Origin of the sequence: Nocardia terpenica, from assembly GCF_013186535.1 — a bacterium.
Classification (GTDB): domain Bacteria; phylum Actinomycetota; class Actinomycetes; order Mycobacteriales; family Mycobacteriaceae; genus Nocardia; species Nocardia terpenica.
In genome coordinates, this window is the sequence record NZ_JABMCZ010000001.1 from 1,608,031 (window position 1) to 1,629,788 (window position 21,758).

Sequence of the window (21,758 nt, forward strand, 5' to 3'; positions counted from 1 at the left end):
CGTAGCCGAGGAGCGCCATGTACCTGACCCAGTCCCTGCATCGTGCCCGGCAACAGCATCCGGCCCGGATCGCCAGCATCCATCGGGGGCGGCAGCGGACCTTTGCCGAGCAGGCCGACCGGGTCGCCCGGCTGGCGGGCGGCCTGCTGGCGCTCGGTGTCGAGCCGGGGGACCGGGTCGCGATTCTGGCGCTCAATTCGGATCGCTACCTCGAATATCTGATGGCGGTCCCGTGGGCGGACGCGGTGCTCGTGCCGGTGAACACCCGGTGGGCGGCGGCGGAGATCGTCGACTGCCTGCGGGACGCCGAGGCCCGGCTGCTGGTCGTCGACGACGACTTCGCCCGGCTCGCAACCGAACTCGCGGCCCGATGCCCGAGCGTGCGGCGGGTGATCCATGCCGGAGACGGCCCTGCCCCGGCGGGGTGTCTCGATGACGAGGAGCTGATCGGCTCCACCGCACCTGTTCCCGACGCGCGCCGCGGCGGCGCCGCGTTGGCCGCGCTGTTCTACACCGGAGGCACCACGGGGCGGCCCAAAGGCGTCATGCTCAGCCACGACAACCTGCTCACATCGGCGCTCGGCTGTCTCACCGCCGGATTCATGGCCACCCCGCGGGGGCGGTTTCTGCACTCCGCCCCGATGTTCCACCTCGGCGATCTCGCCCACTGGCTCATGCAGGCGCTGGTGGGGAACACTCAGGTCACCGTGCCGAAATTCGCTCCCGCCGAGGTGCTTTCGGCGCTCGCCGAGCACGCGATCACCGACCTGTTCCTGGCGCCCACCATGCTGCAGGCGCTGCTCGATCACCCGGAGTTCGGCCGTCACGATCTGCGCGCGGTGCGGCGGATCGTGTACGCCGCCGCGCCCATGCCGCCGGATCTGCTGGATCGAGTCTCCGACAGCTTCCCCGGCGTGGAACTGGTGCAGGGATACGGAATGACGGAACTGGCCCCGGTCGCCACGCTGCTCGGGCCCGCCGACCACGCCGACCGCACCGCGCACCGCTACTCGGCGGGACGGGCGGCCGCGCACAGCGAGATCCGCGTGGCGGGACCGGACGGGACCGACGCCCCGATCGGGACGGTGGGCGAGATCCTGTGCCGCGGTGGGCATGTCATGCTCGGCTACTGGCGTCGCCCGGACCTGACCGCGGCCGTCGTGCGCGACGGCTGGATGCACACCGGCGACGCCGGTTACCTCGACGCCGACGGTTACCTGTACGTGGTCGACCGCATCAAGGACATGATCATCACCGGCGGCGAGAACGTGTATTCGGCGGAGGTCGAGTCCGTGCTGCGCGACCATCCGGCGGTTTCGGCGTGCGCGGTGATCGGGCTGCCGGACCGCCGGTACGGCGAACGGGTGCACGCCGTCGTCGTCGCCTCCGGCGCGGTGACCGCGGATCAGTTGCGCGCCCACGTCAAACGCCATCTGGCCGGGTACAAAACGCCCCGCAGCATCGACTTCGTCGACGAGCTTCCGGTCTCCAACGCGGGCAAGATTCTCAAACACCAGCTACGCGACCGATACCGCGGCCAGGAGGCCGGCGATGTGGGCGGCCAGCAGCCGCAGGGTCGGGAATCGGAACAGGTCGGTCGGGCGTAGCGCGATACCGAGCTCGGCATTGATCCGGGTTGCGATCTGCATGGCACGTACCGAGTCGACCCCGTGATCCTTGTGCGAGGTGTCCGGTTCGAGTGTGCGTGACTGTCCGCCTGTCACCTCCGTGATGGCGTCGACCGCCGTCGTCATGGCGATGCGGTAGACCTCCGACTCGTCGGCATGCTGTCCATTGTCGCGAAACGGGTTGTGTACCTCGGGAATCGATGGGGGTGTCGTCGCCGGTGTCACGGCACCGAATACTTGGTCGTCGGCGGTGAACCAGTGCGGTTGCGGCTCGAACGGGTAACCGGGCAGCGTCAGCGGCGGGCCCGACCGGCCGTGCCAGTTGCTCGCCCATTTCACCTCTGCGCCCGACAGGTAGGCCGCGGCCGTCTCGTCCCGGACAGCAGCATCGGCGGAGGCTGTATCGGGATGTTCGAGTGCCGCGCGTAGGGCCGTGCGATCGGCGACCACGAACACGGCCCGATGGGCGAAATGGTCTTGGCGCGTTTGCAAGTGGTAGGCGAGATCGGCCAGCGGAGTCTGCGTACCGGGGCCATCCAGCCACCGTGCCAGTTGTGCGCATCGAGCCCGCAGTGCGCCGGGTGTGTGCGCGGAGATCGGCACCACCACGGGTCCGGCCATGGGCTCGAATGCGGACAGGCTCGGTCGCGGCGGTTCTTCCAGCAGCACATGGGCATTGGTGCCACTGAACCCGAAACTGCTCACGGCCGCGCGGCGCGGTGAGCCGGGCTGCGGCGTCCACTCTCGCAGCCGGGTGTTCACCACGAACGGTGACGACTCGAAATCGATCATCGGATTGGGGTTGTCGAAATTCAGCGAGGGCGGAATCTGCCGGTGCCGCATGGCCAGCAGCACCTTGATCAGGCCGACAATTCCCGACGCCGCGGCCGTGTGACCGACATTGGTTTTCGCCGTGCCGATGGCGCAGAACCCGACGCGGTCGGTCCGGGTCCGGAAGGCCGTGGTCAGTGCCTCGACCTCGATGGCGTCGCCGAGCCCGGTCCCGGTCCCGTGCGCTTCGACGTATCCGATTGTCGCGGGGTCGATATCGGCCGCGGCGTAGGCCGCCAGTGCCACCTCGGTTTGCGCCGTGCCGCTGGGCGCGGTGAGCCCGTTGGTGCGGCCGTCCTGATTGACGGCGCTGCCCTTGACAACGCCGTGGATACGGTCGCCGTCGCGCAGGGCGGCGGCCAGCGGTTTGAGCACGAGGGCGGCTACCGCCTCGCCGGGGACGAAACCGTCTGCCGCCGCGTCGAACGTCTTGCATCGGCCGTCGGCGGCGAGCATGCCACCATTACCGGCCACCACGTAGTAGTCGGGGTCGAGGGTGATGAAAACACCACCGGCGATTGCCGTCTCGCATTCGCCGCGAATCAGGCTCTGCACCGCCAGATGCAAGGCGACCAGCGACGACGAGCACGCGGTATTGACCGCCATGGTCGGGCCCTTCAGATCGAGCAGGTAGGCGATGCGGCCTGCCAGGACCGAGGATTCGTTGCCCCAGAACACCTGTGCCGGTTTGGGCGCCCCGGCCGCGGTCATCCGGGACAGGTACTGGCTCGGGCCGACACCGACGAACACACCGCACCGGCTGCCGCGCACGGCCGCGGTCGGATAGCCGGTGTCCTCCACCGCGCGCCAAGCTTCTTCCAGGAACAGCCGCTGCTGGGGATCGGTGTAGGCGGCCTCCTCCGCCGAGATGCCGAAGAATGTCGCATCGAATCGCGAGACGTCGTCGAGGAATCCGCCCCACTTGCAGTTCGACGTGTCCAACCGCCGCGGGTCGGGGTCGTAGTAGGTCTCCGACCTCCAGCGCTCGCCGGGAACCTCCCGGATCGAGCTCGTGCCGGAGGCCAGGTTGTCCCAGAATGCGTCGACATCCGGTGCGCCGGGGAAGCGTCCGGACATGCCGATCACCGCGATATCGGTGTCGCGCACCGGGATCTCGTCGGGTGTGGGTGGTTCTTCGGCGGCGAGCGAGGCCGAGACCGTGTGCGGGTCGGGCATCGTGACCACCACCCGCCCGATCAGCGCCCGATCCTCTTTCAGCGCATAGGCTTCGGCGATCCGATCGAAGGGAACCACGTGCGCCACGGCCGGAACGACCTTGCCCGAGGCGAGATATTCGGCGGCCGTGTGCAAATAGCGCGCCCGCAGCTCCGGATGTCTGCGGAAGAACTTCTTGGTGTTGAAGCTGTGGAAGCTCTGATTGTCCACAAGCCGGGACAGATCGAGGCCGCCGGAGGACTGCAAGCCGAACACCGCGATCTCCACATAGCGCCCCTCCGGCGCCAGCACGCGCAGACCCTCCTGTGTGGCGCTCCCGCCCCGGGTGTTGATCACCACGTCCACGCCGACGCCATCGGTCCGGCGGAGTACCTCGCTCGCGACATCGGCGCGCGAGTGGTCGATGGCGTCCGGTACACCCATCCGGGTCAGGTAGTCGACCTTGTGTTGCCCGCCCGCGGTCGCCATGACCCGGGCCCCCGCGAGCCGGGCGAGCTGCACGGCGACCAGACCGTTGGTGCCGGTGGCCGCCGGGATCAGCACCCTGTCGCCGGGGCGGACCCCGGCCCGTTCGAACGCCAGGTACATGGCGAGGAATGCGACCGGGAACCCGCATGCCTGCTCATGACTGACGTTGTCGGGCTTGGCGACAACGAAGTCCTCGTCGGTGACCACCACCGACGCCTGCCCACCGAACTCCGGCCCGGTCAACGCAATGACCTCGTCACCCACCGAGAACCGCTGCACCCCCGGCCCCACCCGGCGCACGACTCCCGACACCTCCACCCCCGGGGTGCAGGGGAAGTCGGGCATTGTCGGGTAAAGGCCCTGGGCGAACAGGAAATCCGAGAAGTTGATCGGAAACGCCCTGACCTGAACCTCCACCTGCCCCGGCCCCGGCGCGACCGGATCGAACGACACGACCCGCAAGTCCCTCGGATGCCCCGGCCGGTCGAACCGCACGGCCCGGAAAGGGGTTGGCGGCAAGGGAATTTCGTCCACCGCGGTCTCGCCCGGTTCGTCGTCTATCAGCGCCCCGAGCCGATCCCCATACCGCGCCACGATATAAGCCGACAAATCCGCGACCGTCGGATGATCGAAGACGACAATCGTCTTCAGCCCAACCCCCAACGCCTCACTCAACCGATTCGTCAACTCCACCGCCACGATCGAATCAACCCCCAACTCCGCCAACGGCGTCCCCTGCCCGACCTCCGCTACCCGCACCCCCGAACACGCAGCCACAAGCTCGGTAACGACCGCCCGAACCCGCGCCCCGACCCGCTCACCATCAACAGCCACTCCACCCCCGACCACACCGCCCCCTTCCCGCAATCCCCCCACTTCTCCTGCCCCACCCACACTCCCACCTCTCCGCCCCGAAGCAGCACCACTTCCAGCCCTCGGTGTGCTCCCACTCCCGAACTCCAGTGCGCTCCCGATTCCGAACCCCAGTGCGCTCTTACCTCCAAACCCTGCTGTGCTCTCACTATCGGATTCCGGTGTGCTCCCGCTTCGGGACTCTGGTGTGCTCCCGCTTCGGGACTCTGGTGTGCTCCCGCTTCGGGACTCTGGTGTGCTCCCGCTTCGGGACTCTGGTGTGCTCCCGCTTCGGGACTCTGGTGTGCTCCCGCTTCGGGACTCTGGTGTGCTCCCGCTTCGGGACTCTGGTGTGCTCCCGCTTCCGGACTCTGGTGTGCTCCCGCTTCCGGACCCCGGTGTGCTCCCGCTTCCGGACCCCGGTGTGCTCCCGCTTCCGGACCCCGGTGTGCTCCCGCTTCCGGACCCCGGTGTGCTCCCACCTCTGGACCCCGGTGCGCTTCCACCTCTGGACCGTGGTGTGCTTCCACCCCCGGATCCTGATGTGCTTCCACCTCTTGGGGCCGGTGCGTTCCCACCTCTTGGCCCGGGTGTGGTCTCCCCTCTCGTTCCCGGTGTGCTTGTCCACTTTGTTCCCGGCGTGCTTTTGGCCGGGACCTCGTGCGCGCCGAGCTCAACCCCATCCGCCTGCACTCTCGCGCTTTCGACAGTCGCCACCAGAACGTGCTGCCGTAGCACCCCCGGCGTCGCACCACTACCGAGCACCCGGACATCGGTGAACCCCGCGTCCTCCAGCCGACTACGCCACATATGGGTGTCGAGCAGTGGGGAGCCTGGCAGCCTGCGGTCGGTATCGCTGTGGCGCCACCAGCCGTCCAGCAGGCCGAAGGTGATGGTGTGGAACGGCTGTACGGCGGTGACCTCGGTGAGGACCACTCGGCCGCCCGGGGCCAGCAGCCGCCGGATCTCGCCGAGCGCGGTATCGAGGTCGGCGGTCGCGTGCAGGACGTTCGCCGCGACGACGATGTCGTAATGCGCTGGGGCGAAGCCTTGTTCGAGTGTGGGGCGCTCGATGTCCAGCGTGCGGAATCGGGCGGTGTCGCCCGCCGCGGCGAGCGTGGCGGCGGCCTGGCGGACCAGGGCCGCGGAGACGTCGGTGACGTCGTACTCGGCCTCGACGTGCCCGGCCGCCAGCGCATCGAGGATCCGCTCGGTGGTGGCACCGGTCCCGGCCCCGACCTCGAGCACCCGCAGCGGGCCTGCGGCCGCGGTGCCCGCGATCAGTCCCGCCACGATCGCATTGCAGTAGTCCGCTTGCGGCTCACCGCGATACAGCGCGGCCACCTGCGCCATCGAACCGTTCGGGAAGAGCACCTCGGTGGCCGATCGGGCGCCGGTGAGGACATCGGGCAGCGCGGCCAGGCAGACCGACACGAGGTCGAGCCGGTCGCCGAGACGGGGGAACCGGGCCCGCAGCGCCTCCGGCTCCGGCGATGGGCGGTGCGCGGCAGCATCGGTGGTGACCAGCAGATCGGCCTGCTCGACCAGGACACCGTGCCGCACGAGAATGCCGATCACCGCATCGATGAGTCCGCGGTACCTCGGGAGGGCACCGAGCCGCCGCGACAGCGAGGTGCGCGTGTAATGCTCCTCCGGGCGGGTGAATATGCCCAGCCCCGCGAAGGTTCGGCGCAGCTCCGCCACGACGAACTCGTCGAGGGCGGCCTGTTCGGCCGGGTCACCGTCGAAGGTCGCGTCGGTGCGCGCCATCGTCACGGCCCCGGATCTCACGACGCCGATCGAGTCGAGCACCTCCCGTTCGGCGCGGAGCACGACCAGTTGTCGTTCCGCGCCGCCGAGAATCCTTTCCAGCGCGGCGATCGCCTCGGTCGGCCGCAGCGGCCGGTAGCCGCGGGCGATCAGGTCGTTCTGATAATCGGATGCGGCGACCCGGCCGACCTCCGCCCAGGGACCCCAGTTGACGATGTGTACCGGGAACCCGCATCGGGTCGCGAGCCGGTGGGCGACGGCGTCCTGGGCCGCCGACGCGGCCGCGTAGTTGGCCTGACCCGCTGCGCCGGTGAAGGTTTGCAGCGAGGACATGACCAGCAGAAAGTCCAGCGGTTCGGTGGCCAGGAGATCGGCCAGGACCGCGGTGCCGCGCGCCTTGGGGTCGAGTACTGCGTCGAAGGCGTTGTTGGACAGCCGTTCCACGATGCCGTCGTGCAGCACCATTGCCGCGTGCACGACCCCGTGCAGCGGGCCGAAGGTCTTGGCCTTGGCGATGGCCGCGGCCATGTCGTCCCGGTTGGTCACGTCCGCCTGCCGGTAAGCGGCCTGCCCGCCCAGCTGGTCGATCCGCTCGAGGGCGGCCTCGATGCGGCGATCGCGTGGGCTGCGGCCGATCAGGATCAGCCGCGCGGAGCGGGTGGCCGCCAGGTGTTCGGCGAGCGCGAGGCCGATGCCTCCGGCGCCGCCGATAATCATGTAGTTGCCGCCGTGCCGGAACGCGGATCGCGGTGCGGGCCCGAGGGCGACGGGTCGTAGTACGCGCACCATCCGTCGGCCCCCGACCAGCGCGACCTCCCGGCCGTCCTGTCGCACGGGCTCATCGAGCAGCGCATCGACCACCCGCTCCAGTTCCGCGCCGGTGGGCCGATACCCGACCGGGACGCCGATGTCGACGCAGTTCACCCCGATCCGCGGATACTCGTGCGTCACCGACTTGGTCAGCCCCGCGAGTGCCGCGGCCATCGGATTCCCGACCCGCCGCCCGGCCACGTCGTGCGCGTCGTTCACCACCGACCGAATCGACTCGACGTGCTGGATCAGATCGGTCTCGGTCAGGGCACGCACGAGCCGGAACAGCAGGGCGGCACCTGCGCCCAAGACCGCGGGATCGTCGGGCGCGGTCTCGTCGACCAGCAGCCCGCCGAGGAACCAGATATGCCGGACGGTGCCGATCTCGCGCAGGCAATCGCGCAGACCCTCGGCGGGGTCGGTGGGATCGATCTCCCAAACCCGTTCGGCTGTCCGGCGATTCGCTCGACCCGTGAGCACCCGCCAGACCGGTCCGGTATGCCGAGCGGTGAGCGCGGCGTCCAGGCCCAACCCGTCCGGCGGACCCACCACCAGCCAACCACCGCCGGGCGACGTCGCGGTCGTCGGCGGACTCGCGGCGGTCCAATACGGCCGGAAGAACACACCGTCGAGCACATCCCGCTCGGGCCGGACCACGACCTGTCGCAGCACGACACACGGCCGACCCGCATCGTCGAGGATGAGAATGTCGTGACCATCCGGCCCGCGCAGCACATGCACATACCCGGTGGCAGGCGGATCGGCGATCAGCTCGACCGATTCCACGGAGAACGGCAGCCGAGTCGTGGTGATCGCCTCGCCCGCGGCCTCCAGCACGGTGATCGCCTGCAGCGCCGCATCCAGGACCGTCGGCGGGAATACGTACGAGCGATCGTCCGAGCCGCTGTCGGCCGTGTATCGGGCCAGCAGTTCGCCCTTGCCGATCCACGCGGTCCGCAGCCCCCGGTACAGCCGCCCGTACTCGATCTCGATGGCATCGAAGATTCGGTAGATCTGCGACCGATCGATCTGCTCGACGCACCTGCGCCGGACCGTATCGATATCCGGTTGCGCCACATCCGCCGCACCATGGCCGGTGGTCCAGCGTCCGGTGGAATGAAGGATCGACTCTCCGCGTCGCTCGGTCCGAATCTCGTGCACGATGTCGCCGCCGTCCTGCGTCAGGCGGATGATCACCTCACGCCCCGACTCCGGCACCTCGAGCGGGCGCAGCCAGCGCAGCTCGGTCACCCGTCGCGGCCGGGGCAGAGCCAGTGCGGCAGCGGCCAATTCCAGCTGAACCACCCCCGCGACCACGGCCGCCCCGTGCACGCGATGCTCATCGACCAGCCGATCGGAGGTCGCGAGCCGCACCCGGAACACCACGCCCTCGTCGTCATCGGTGAAGCCCGTGCCATCGACCAATCGCCGGGCCGCGACCGGTTGCGCGGGAGCGGTCGGCTCGGTCTCCGGTTGCGGGATCCAATGCCGTTCCCGCGCAAACGGATACGTGGGCAGGCTCACGCGCCGCGGGCGAGAGCCGGTGTGCAGGGCGGGCCAATCCACCGCCGCGCCGCCGACCCAGTGCCGCGCCAGTTCGCGGAGGTCGCCGCCCTCGACGGTGTCCGGTCGGTCGTCGGCCACGGCATACCAGGCGTCGGCGCCCGGGGCGCCCGTCGCCGCGAAACGCCGTAGCTCCGCGGCGAGTTCGGTTGTCGAGGCGGTGACCAGGGCCAGCCGATGCGGCAGCGGCTCGCGGCCGAGCTGGAGGGTATAGGCGATATCGGCTGGGGCACCGGCGGATTCGCAGTGGTCTGCCACCACCCGGGCGTGCTCGCGGAGCTGCTCGGGGGATCGGGCCGACAGCACGAATATCTGCTCGGTCGGCATCGTCCGGGGCTGAGGCTCGGGGATGTACTCCTCGAGCAGCACATGGGCATTGACCCCGCCGAATCCGAAGGAGCTGATCCCCGCCCGGCGGGGCAGTTCGGCGCCGTCGGCGTCGCGCATTCGCGGCCATGCGGTGGTGCGGCGCACGATGGCGAAGGGGCTGTCGTTCAGCTCGATGTGCGGGTTGATCTCGGAGATGTGCAGGTTGCCCGGGATTCGGCCGTGCTTCATGGCGAGAACGACCTTGAAGATTCCGGCCATACCCGCGGCGGCCTCGGCGTGTCCCATATTGGATTTGACCGAGCCGATCAATGTGGTCGGCTCGGTGAGCCGCGGCAGTCCCGCCCGATCCCGCAGCTGCCGGAAGGCGCGCTTGACGCCGTTGATTTCGATCGGATCGCCGAGAGCCGTTCCGGTGCCGTGTAATTCGAGATAACCGACCGTGGCCGGGTCCACCTCGCCCTCGGTGAGCGCGCGCGTGATCAGATCGGCCTGCGCGACCGGATTCGGGGTGGTCAGGGTGCTCACCTTGCCGCCGTGATTGACCGCGCTGCCGCGAACGATCGCGTGGATGTGGTCGCCGTCGCGTTCGGCGGCCGACAGCGGCTTGAGCAGCAGCGCCCCGACGCCCTCGGCCCGCACATATCCGTCCGCAGCGGCATCAAAGGTGCGGCAGCGTCCGGTGGGACTGAGCATGCCCGCCCGCGCGAACGACAGGTAGACCATCGGCGACAGCAGCAGGTTGACGCCGCCGACGAGCGCGGTGTCGCAACTGCCCGCGCGCAGCGATTCGATCGCGGTGCGCAGCGCCACCAGCGAACTCGAGCATGCGGTATCGATCGGGAAGCTGGGTCCGGTCAGATCGAGCAGATACGACACCCGGTTGGCGAGAATGGCGTGGAACAGGCCGGTCGTGGTGTGCGCCTCGATCGGGACCCCGGCGTCGCGCAGCAGGTCGTAGTAGTCGTGCGAGGCCACGCCGACGAACAGCCCGGTCCGGCCGCCGGACAGATCGGACGGCCGGTATCCGGCCTCCTCGATCGCCCGATAGGCGGTCTGCAGGAACAGCCGCTGCTGCGGATCCATGAGCCGGGCCTCGCGCGGGGAGATCCCGAAGAACGCGGCGTCGAACCGGTCCACCTCGGGCAGGAAGCCGCCCCATTTACTGTTGGTCCGCCCCGGGCCGGGAATCGTGTGATAGTTCGTGCGCCAGTCCCACCGGTCGGGCGGAATCTCGGTGACCAGGTCGCGGCCGTCGTCGAGATTGCGCCAGAAGGCATCCAGATCGGGGCTGCCCGGGAGAATGCCATGCATGCCGATGATGGCGATCGGCTCCGGGCCGTCGGGCACCCGGCGCTGCGAGACGACCGGCGCGCCCGGTTCGGTCCGCGGTGTCGAGACGGCCTGTGCCGGTGTGGCCGACAGCGTCTCGGCCAGTTCCGCCGGGAACGTGTCCACCAGATGCGCGGCGATCTCGTCGACCGTCGTGTACTCGAAGAACAGCGCGGCGGTGATGTCCACCGCCAGCCGTTTCACGAGCCGGTTGGCCAGGGTCCCCAGCGACAGCGAGTCGAAACCGTAGTCGCCGATCGGCCGATCGGCGCGGATCCGGTCCGCCGCCAGCTTGCCGATGTCGGCGATCTCCGTGATCAACAGGTCGCGGACGGCGCCCGTGCTGTCCGAGGCGTTGGCCGACATGGAAACCTCCTGTCCTGCTTGCGGAGTCGGCCCGGGTTCGGGCGGTTCGGCAATGCCCAGGTGACGGCCGACCGCGTCGCCGTCGCCGGGGACGAACATCACCTGCGTCCACGAACTGTCGAGAGCCGTACCGAGAGCGGATAATCCGAGCGCCGTCGGGAGCGGGTGCAGCCCCAGCCCGGCACGCAGCCATTCGGCCACCGCGCCATCGACACCCATGCCGCCCTCGGCCCAGAGCGGCCAGTCGATCGAGATGGTGCGCTGCCCACGGGCTTCCCGCCAGGCGGCGTAGGCGTCGAGGAAACCGTTGGCGTAGGAATACGGTGCCTGGCCCGCGCTGCCCAGCGCGGCGGCGGTCGAGGAGAACAGACAGAGGAAGTCCAGCCGCCGGTCGACGGTGGCGGCATCGAGATGAACCGCACCCAGCACCTTGCCCGCCACCACGGCCCGCAGTCGCGCCGCGCTCTGCCGGACCAGGTAGTCGTCACCGAGCACACCCGCGCAATGGAATACACCGTGCAGGCCGCCGTATTCGGCCACCGCGGCCTCGACGGCCGTCCGGGTGCCGACGGCTGTCGACAGATCGGCCTGGACGTAGGTGACCGCCCCGCCCGCCGATCGGACGGTGGCCGCGACGGCGTCGAATCGCTCGCCCGGTGCCGAGCGGCCCGCCAGAACGACGCGCGCGCCGCACTTTTCGGCCAGCCACCGGGCCACCAGCACGCCCAGCCCACCCGCGCCGCCGGAAATCAGATAGACACCGTGGTGTCGTAGTCTCGAGGCCGACTCGGCCGGGTGCGGGGTGCGCCGCCAGCGCAGGACCGTGCGGATTCCGTCGCGGTATCGCACCTCCGATTCGGTGGTGACCGAAAGAGCCTCCCGCACCATATGGTTCGTTTCACCGGAGCCTTCGCGGGGGAGTGCCACGAGCACGGTCGACAGCCGGGCGCTCTCCCGACCGGCCGTGCGCAGCAAGCCGCCCAGGGCGGCGTGGGCGGGGGAGTCGCCGGAATACCCGCACACCACCCGGATTCGGCGCTTGCTGGTGGCGCGTACCAGCGCGCGCAGCAACAGCAGTACCGGCAGGACGTCCGTGTCGATCTGTTCGGTCACCCGCTCCGCCGTCGGCGGGGTGCCGCCGCCGGAACACTCGACGATCACGGTGTCGAAGGGCCCGGCGGCGCACAGTGTTTCGAGATCGACGTCGCTGTCCGGCCGTACTCGGTACCGGTCCGTGCCGGTCGCCTCGAACGAGGTTCCCACGGTTGCCAGCACGGTGTGCACCGGCCCGCCCGCCTGCCGGTTCAACTCGTCGGCAATCCGTTCGGCCGCCGTGCTCGTGGGGGCGAGCACCAGGACGTCGCCCGGCTCCCGTCGATCCGCCGCCGCGCTCGGCACCCAATCGGGACGAAAGTACGTGCCGGTGTCGTCGCTGCCGCCCCGTGGCCACGGACGCAGCCACATGTCCGCGACACGCAGCACGACGCGCCCCGATTCGTCGGCGACCCGGACATCGATCTTGGTTCCGGTCACGGTGGATTTCCGCACGACGACATGGGATACGGCCCGAGCCGGCAGCGGACCGAAGATATCGACGGATCCGATGCTGAACGGTAGGTGCAGATCCCGCGACCGTTGCGCGACCAGCCAGAGCGAGGATTGCAGTGCGGCGTCGAACATGCCCGGATGCAGGACGTAGGCGGCGTGGTCGCCCGCCTCGGGCCGGTGGATCTCGGCGATCGCCTCGTCGCCGTTCCACCGCACCCGGGTGATGCCCTGGTATGTCGGCCCCAAATGCAGGCCGCGGCGGTGGATCTCGCCGTAGAACTCGGCGGCGTCGATCTCGCCCAGGCAGCGCGCCCGGATGGCCGCGAGGTCCAACGGGTCGGGACGATCCCCGTCCGGCAGGTCCGCGATGCGCCCGGTCGCATGCGTCGTCGGCGTGCCGTCGGGCGCGGTGCCGACCACCGTGTACTCGGTGTGGCCCGCGACCTCGGCCAGCGCGACCCGGACCGTCCGCGCGTCGGGGACGGCGATCGGGGCGGCCCAGACATTGTTGCGCAGCCGAACGGGGACACCGCCGCTCGATGTCGCTGCGGCACGCACCATTTCGATATATCCGGCCGCGGGGAAGATCGGCACGCCGTCGACCCGATGGTGATCGAGGAACGGTTCGTGGCCGGTGAACTCCACGGAGGTTCCGTCGTCGTGGCGGGTGGTGGCGAACGGGTGCTCGGCCGAGGAAATGATCGGCACCCAATACCGTTCCACGGCGAAGGGATACCCGGGAAGGTCGACATGCGGCAGCGGCGCCGGATACAGCGACTCCCACGGCACCTCCGCGCCCGTCACCCACGCGGCCGCCAGGGCGGGCAGATCGCGGCGGGCGAGGGCATCGGGCAGATCTCGCACCGCACGCTCGCGGGCGGCGAGATCCCGTACCGTGGTCCAGTTCCGGCCGGTCGAGGGTCGATCCTCGGCGAACTCGGTCAGGCGGTCGGCGAGTTCGATCGGATCGTCGGCGATCAGGGCGAGCCGTTCCGCCAGCGGTTCCCGACGTACCTGCAACTGGTGGGCGATCTCCGAGACGCGGAGATCGCGTGCGTGCCCGCGGATCTCGCGGGCCAGGTTCGCGCAGTGCGCGCGCAGCCGATCCGCATCGGATGCCGACACCACCACCAGGTGCGAACCGTCGGCCGGGCCGCGGGCCACGGTCGACGCCGGAGCCTCCTCGACGACGACGTGCGCATTCGAGCCACCGGCACCGAAGGAGCTGATGCCCGCGCGGCGCGGGAGCTCCACCCCGCCGTCGTGCCGACGAGGCCATGGCCGCAGGTCGTGCGCGACGGTGAACGGTGTGGCGGCGAAGTCGATGCGCGGATTCGGTTCGGCGCTGTGCAGTGACGGGACGATCCGGCCGTGCTTCATCTGGAGCAGCACCTTGGTCAAACCGGCCAGGCCGGAAGCCGACTCCAGGTGACCGATAGCGGATTTCACCGAGCCGATCGCGCAGCTGCCGGACGGCACATCGCCGAATGCCTCGGTGAGACCGGCGATTTCGATCGGATCCCCCAGCGCGGTCCCGGTGCCGTGGGCCTCGATATAGCCGATCGCCGCCGGAGCCAGGCCCGCATCGGCCAGCGCGTCGGTGATCAGCCGGGCCTGCGCCCGCGGGTTGGGCACGGTGAATCCACTGGTCCGCCCGCCGTGGTTGACCGCCGTCCCCTTGATCACCCCGAGGATGCGATCGCCGTCGGCCACGGCCGCGCGCAGCGGTTTGAGCACGGCCGCCCCGACACCCTCGCCGGGCACGAACCCGTCGGCGTCCGCGCCGAACGCATGACAGCGGCCGGTGGGGGACAACATGTTCAGCTGCGCCAGCCACTCGTACTTGGTGGGGTGCAGATAGAGATTGACCGCCCCCACCAGCGCCATGGCGCACTCCCCGCGCAGCAGGCTGTGCGCGGCCAGGTGCACGGCGGTCAGCGCCGCCGCGCACGCCGTATCCACCGGCATGCTCGGACCGTTCAGATTCAGCCGATACGACAGGCGATTCGCGATCGACCACTGCGTGGACAGCGGAATCACGCCGGTCCCGGCGCGCCGCTGCTCTGGCCCCCACAGGTTGTAGGTCTGCGTCGTCACCCCGACGAACACCCCGACCGCGCGACCGCCCGGCAGATCCGGATCCCCGAGCCGCCGCGGCGGATACCCCGCGTCCTCGAGCGCATGCCAAGCGGTCTGCAGCAGCAACCGCTCCTGCGGGTCCATCGTCTCGGCCTCGCGCGGCGAGATATTGAAGAACAGTGGATCGAAAGCATCGACACCGTCGAGAAATCCACCCCACCGGTAATCTCCCGCCGCCGGGCCATCCCCACCGTGCGGCCGATCCTGCGGAACCTCCCGGATGCAGTCCCGCCCGGCGCTGAGGTTCTCCCAGAACGCGCCCAGATCGTCGGCCATCGGATACCGTCCCGCCAGCCCGACGATCGCGATGTCCCGGTTCTCCGGCTCGATGCTGCGGGGCGCCATCGAAGGCGTTGCGTCGATTCGTCTTTCCTCGACAGCGGTGGGCGGGTTGCTCGTCTGCCCGTAGTGGGTGGCGAGTTCGGCGGGGCGGGTGGCGGCTATGCGGGCGGCGGCGGCGTTGAGGGTGCGGGATTCGAACAGGAGGGTTTCGCTCACGGGGCCCAGGTCGGCTTCGATGCGGGCATTGAATTCGCTGACGACGATGGAGTCCAGCCCGAGACGGTCCAGGCCGAGGTCGAGATCGATGGATTCGGGTGGGACGCCGCGCAGGCGGGCGATGAGGGTTGCCACGTAGTCGCGGGCCAGCGCTGCCGCGGATTCGGTCGACGGACCGGATTCGGGTGTCGGGTCGAGCGTTTCGGCCTGGCGGACAGCGGTGCGGTCGATGCTCGGTAGTAGACGGGCGGCCGTGGCAGGGTCGCCGTAAAGGAAGGAGCAGGAGCCGGTGCGGGTGGCGCGGATTCGGTCCCACAGCGCCAGGCCGGTGTCCGCGGACATGGGGCGCAGGCCCGATGCCGTGCCGAGGATGCCGTGTTCGGTCACCGTCATCCCGCCGTCGCGCCAGATGGGCCAGCCGATGGATATGCTGCGGCCGTTCCGAATCCCTTTTTCCCGCAATGCTTCCCGCTGTATCGCGAACTCGTCCAGATAGGCATTGGCGGTCGCGTAGTCGCCCTGGCCCGGGTTGCCGATCACCGCGACGACCGACGAGAACAGTGCGAACAGGTCCAGGGGATCGTCGCGGGTGGCCAGATCGAGATTGTGCGCGCCCCGCACCTTGGGCGCCAGCACGGCGGCCAGGTCATCGGTCGACTTGTGCGCCAGATACCCGTCCCGGAGCGTGCCCGCGCAGTGGAGGACCCCGCGCAGCGGGCCGAACCGGTCCCGGATGCGGGCGGCCACGGTCACGGTTGCCTCGAGGTCGGCGATATCGGCCTGGAAGTAGGCGATGCGGTCGGTCGCGGCGGGCCCGAAGCCGGACAGATCCGGTCGCTGCGGACCGGTCTGCGGGGCGCGCCCCACCAGCGCGACCCGAACTCCGGGCCGGGTGAGCAGGTGGGCCGCCAGCAGCCGTCCGATGCGACCGAGTCCGCCGGTGACCACATAGGTTCCCGCGCCCGGTGATTCGGCGGCCGCCGGTGGCAGGTCCGTGATCGACGGGACGACCATCCGGGTCTCGCGGCGCCCGTGGTAATGCCGGATCAGGTCGCCACCGTCGGCACGACCCAGCTCTGCGGCAACGATCTCCCAGGTGGAGCGATCCGCCGGACCCTCGGGCACCGCGAGCACCCGCAGCGTCACCGAATCGGTTTCCCGATGCAGGCAGCGACCCATGCCCGCCAGCGCCGCCAACTCCGGCGCGATCGCGCCGCCGACATGTCTGCCCAGTGCGAGGATCGAAATCCCGCGTCCGTAGGCCGCTTTGATCAGTTGCAGCGCGGTGGTCGCGGCATCGATCCCCGCGACGGTGAGCACTACCGTCCGCACCGGGGCGTCGCGTTCGGCCACGGCGTCGAAGACCCGATGCCACGCATCGATGTCGGTCGGCGGAACCGTCCACCCACGATCGCCGACTCGGCCGAAGCGATCCCCGGATTCGACTGTGGCATAGGCGTCGTCGCAGGCGGTCCGAATCGCCTCCGCGCGGTCGCCCGAGGTCACCACCAGCACGGAACCGCTGCCCGTGCTCGGAATACGGTCGGTGACCCGCCATTCGGGACGTAGCTCGATCAACCGCGCCTCGTCGGGGACCGTGGGGGTCGCCTCGACGGCCGCACCGGTGCGGCGATGCTCGACCCCGTCGAACTCCGTGGTGGGCAACGGCACTCGCTTTCCCGCGGTCGCCACCGGGTGCCTGTCCCATCGCACATCGACGCCGCGCCGCCACAGCTCGACCGACGGTGTCGTGAGCGGATCGTCGGCCGAAACGGCGTCGACGAGAACGGTCGCGGGGCCGTCCGCGACGGAGACGACGGACAATTCCGGCGCGATGGCGGCGGACTGCCCGGTGCCTGACAGCGATACCCAGGTGTCGACATCCCGCAGCTCGACCGGCAACGCCGACGCGCGCCACAGCATCGGATAGCGATCCCGGTCGGCCGGGGTGATCCGGTGCCTGTTGCGGTGTGCGACAGCGGCTGCCGCCTCCAGGCCGGAATCACCGTCGAGCACGAGGCCGAGCAGATCGTCGGCCTCCAACACCCCGTCCAGGAGCAGGTTCAGCATTTCGGTGATCGGCTCCCCGTCGAGGAACCGGTGTAGCGGCAGATCCCACTTCCGATCGAGCCGGTCCAGCGCGTACTGCACGGCGATGCCCGTCACCAGGGCGCGGCGCGGCTCGCCGAGAGCGTCCGTCGGGGTGACCTCGTCCACCCGCCAGTGCCCCAGGCCCCGGGCCGCCAGCCTGCCCTGCCAGTCGCGCAGGGTGTGCCCTATGGAGCGCTGTCCGCCGAGCCGTTCGGCGAAGGCGAGCAGTTCGGTGAACCGTTGCGGATCAGGGGCTCCGGCGGCACGCAGCCGATCGAGATAGTGCCGGTCGACCGACAGCGGCTGGATGATCCGTCCGGACCCCGGCATCGCGACAGCCAGTTCCGGCGGGCGCAATTCCGCTTGCGGCCGTTGCCCGGCGGCCAACTCCGCCGCCACGGCGATATCGAGGCAGCCCGCGGCGGCCAGGGTCGGCCAGATACCCGGCCCGCTGCCCGCGATCAGCTCGGCTCGCAGGCCGAGCCGTCGAAGCGCCGAGACGACAATGGTGGTGAACACGGACCGTGCCACCCGACCGTCCGGGTGGTCGAGCAGTGCGCGGACCCGAGAACCGTACTCGTCCACCACCTCCCGGAACGGAGATAGCGTCAGCAGCAGCTCTACCTCCCCCGGGGAAGGCATCGGAAGCGTACCGACGCGCAATGCCCACCGCCGGGCCTCCGGAGCATGCTCGGGCACCTGGGCCGTGGCCAGCAACTCGGCGATGTCGGCCCGATCGGCGGCGAAACCGGCGATCCGGAACGGCAAGGGGGAGCGTCCGGTGGCCAGCGTGGCGCAGATATCGCCGACCGAGGCATCCAGCCAGCCCGCCGGACTCAGCGCCGCTTGCCAGCTCGTGACCAACCGCCGCAGCGATGTGGCCGACGCGGCCGACAACAGATACGGCAGTCGCGGAGCGCCCTGCGGCGACGAAAGGGTAAGCGCCGTAGCCGATTCCGCATCATCCCCGGGTGCCTTCGGCGACGGGTCCGGCAGGTATTCCTCCACGATCACGTGCGAATTCACCCCGCCGAAACCGAACGAACTCACCCCCGCACGCAGGGGCTCCCCGGGTGCCGTCGGTCGCCATTCGGCCTCGTCGAGGGCCAGCCGGAACGGCCCGTTCTCCACATCGATGAGCGGATTCACCGTGCGCACGTGCAGCGTCGGCACGATCCGCCGGGCCCGCATCATCATCAGCACCTTGATCAGCCCCGCGATCCCGGCGGCCCCCTCGAGGTGACCGATGTTCGACTTGACCGAGCCCAGCGCACACCAGCGGGTGTCCGCCGAGGCGGGCGCGAACACCTGACGCAGCGCCTCGACCTCGATCGGATCGCCCAGCGCCGTTCCGGTGCCGTGCGCCTCCACATAGGTGATGTCGCGCGGGGAGATCCCGGCCCGCTCGATCGCCGTCGCGATCACGGCGCGCTCGGAGGCGACCGTGGGGGCGGTCATCGTCGCCCGTCGGCCGCCGTGATTGACGGCGGTGCCGGTCACCAATCCGTAGATGTGGTCCCCGTCGCGGATCGCGTCCTCGTACCGCCGCAACAGCACCACGCCGACACCGTCACCGGGCACGAACCCGTTGGCATCCCGATCGAAGGTCTTGCACCGACCGTCCGGACTCAGCATGCGTGCCTTGGAGAAACCGACGTACTTCCACGGCCGGGTGGACAGATTGACCCCACCGGCGAGGACGTAGTCGGCCTCACCGCCGGTCAGGGCCTGCACCCCGAGATGCACCGCGACCAGCGACGACGCGCACGCCGCATCCACCGACACGCTCGCCCCCGACAGATCGAACGTCTGCGACAGCCGATTGGCGAGCAGGCAGTCGTAAACACCGAGCACCGAATGGGTTTCGACGTCCCGATCCGGGTGGGTCATATGAATCAGATGGTCGCGTTCGAAGTTTCCGATATAGACCGCCGACCGGGCGGACGCCAGCATCGCCGCCGTGACCCCCGCATCGTCGAGGCAGTGCTGGGTCTCCTCCATCAGCAGTCGCTGCAGCGGATCGAACAGCGCGGCCTCGCGCGGGGAGACCCCGAAGTACTCGTGGTCGAAGGACCACGGATCATCCAGTGCCGCAAGCCATTTGCTGACCGAGCGGTTCGGGGCGGTGATGTCCCGGTCGTAGAACAGGTCCGCCTGCCAGCGATCCGCCGGTATCTCGCGCACCGAGTCCACGCGATCGCGCAGGTTGGCGAGGAATTCGCGGTGGTCGCGCGCGCCGGGCATGCGGCACCCGATACCCACGATCGCGACGGCGGTGGCCGCCGACCGCGGGGAACACGACCGCCGCGGCGGCACTGGGCCCGCCGCCGTATCGGCCGCGGGTTCGGTCGCGCGAATCGCGGTGACCAGTTTGGTCAAAACGTTTCCGGGACCGACTTCGCGGATGGTCGTCACGCCCTGAGCCAACAGGTGACGCACGGTCTCGTCCCACCGCACCGGACCGGTGAGCTGTTCGGCCAGCAGCGCCCGGATATCGCCGTCCGGGTACGGGCGCGCGGTCGCATTGGCGACGACGGGCACCCGGGGCGACCGCAGCTCGACACCGTTCAGGAAGCGCTCGAATTCGACGCGGGCCGGTCGCATGTAGCGGGAATGAAATGCGCCACCGACTCGCAGCGGGACGTAGCGCGCGCCCGTTTCGAGGAATGTTTCGCGGGCCCGCGCGAGGCTCGTGGACGGCCCGGATATGACCAACTGGTCGGCACTATTGATATTGGCGATGTCGAGATCGTCGAACCCGTTCGCCGACAACGCCGCGCACACCCGAGACTCGTTCAGTCCGACCACGGCGGCCATACCACCATCCGCTATAGCGGACATCAGTGCACCGCGTTCGCGAACCAACCGAACCCCGGTGCCGAAATCGAAGGCGCCCGCCGCCCACAGCGCGTTGTATTCGCCGAGACTGTGCCCGGCGAAAACGTGTGCCGGGCCGTGTTCGCGTTCCCATGCGCGGTAGTACAGCGCGTTGGCGACGAACAGTGCGGGCTGGGTGAATTCGGTTCGTCCCAGCACGCCGTCCGGGTCCTCGACGCACAGTTTCCGCACCGAATAGCCCAGCACGTCGTCGGCCTGCGCCACCAGGTCGGGGAATTCGCCGAACAGGTCCTCGGCCATTCCGAGCATGTGCGAGCCCTGGCCGGGAAACACGACGGCGGTGCGCGGCGAATCCGGCTGCGGCGCAGGGCCCGGCCGTGTTCGGGCGGTCGCGCGCAGCGCGCGGGCCTGCGCGAGCCCCTGCCCGGCGGGCGCGAACCGGTCCAGCAGCGGAATCGCTTGTGCGCCGGAGCCGGAGCGGACGTTCTCGGTCGCGAACCGGGCCAGGGTGCCCGACGGGGTGAGATCGATGTAGCGCAGGTCATCGTGCTGCGCCTCGAGCAGACGGACCGTGTCGCGAAACTCGATCCGGCCGCGGAACATTCGCCACAGCGTCTCCGGCGCCGGATCGGTCACCTCGGCGACCAGCGCGCTGGAGAGCAGCCGGATGCGCGGCTGGCGCAACGGTATTCCCGACAGCAGCCGCAGATACGGTTCGGCGACGGCATCGACGGCCGGGGAATGGAAGGCATACCGGACCGGAAGCCGCACGCAGGTGATGCCGCGGGCGCGCAATCGCTCCTCGATGCGCCCGATCGTCTCCGAGGCTCCGGAGACGACGAAATGCCGGTCGTGGTTGACCGCGGCCAAATCCACGCCCTCCCATTGTCGTTCGGCGGGATCGTACAATTCGCCGACCGCGCCGAGTATCGCCGACATGGCGCCGGGGGAGCAATTCTTTTCGACCAGGCGCACCTGTTCGACGACGGCGGCGACCAACCGTTCCCGATCGAGTACTCCGGCGACCGTCGCCGCGACCGATTCGCCGAGACTGTAACCGATCAGACAATCGGGCTCCACACCGTCGGCGGCGAGTGCGTCGAACAATGCCAGCTGAATCATCGCAATGGCGGGATGCGTATGCCGGAGAGTGTCGAACGACATTCTCTCGCTGCCGTCCGGGGGATATACCTCGTGCAGTAGTCCCGGAATTCCGAAATCGCCGAACATGGTGTCGAGTGCCCGCATCGATCGCTCGAAGACCGGATGCGCCGAAAACAGCTCGCGGCCCATTCCGTAGTACTGCGAACCCTGTCCGCCGAACATGAATACGTTACGGATCGACACGTTCGTCTTTCCTCCTGTGCCGGACTTACCGGTGGGTGGATCGTTGGCGCCGAGGTCACAGTGGGCCTCGAATCGTATTCACCATGACGTGTCCGCCGGGCGATCGACGGTCGCCGACCTGACACGTCGGAAGCCGCGTCAACGCTGGTGGGACAAGTTCTTCGGCGAGGAGGA

The 21,758-nt window shown here is 69.5% G+C and carries 2 protein-coding genes; one reads left to right on the forward strand and one right to left on the reverse strand.

Features of this window, described 5'->3' with window-relative positions; genetic code table 11:
• Positions 1-17: 17 nt before the first annotated feature.
• Positions 18-1,607, forward strand: coding sequence for an acyl-CoA synthetase (locus tag HPY32_RS07490; protein WP_067592084.1), 1,590 nt, complete (start codon positions 18-20; stop codon positions 1,605-1,607).
• On the opposite strand, the gene HPY32_RS07495 is transcribed toward HPY32_RS07490, so the two are convergent.
• Complete coding sequence (locus HPY32_RS07495) at positions 1,518-21,584, reverse strand: type I polyketide synthase (RefSeq protein ID WP_171982745.1); 20,067 nt, start codon at positions 21,582-21,584, stop codon at positions 1,518-1,520. The genes HPY32_RS07490 and HPY32_RS07495 overlap by 90 nt on opposite strands.
• Positions 21,585-21,758 lie beyond the last annotated feature (174 nt).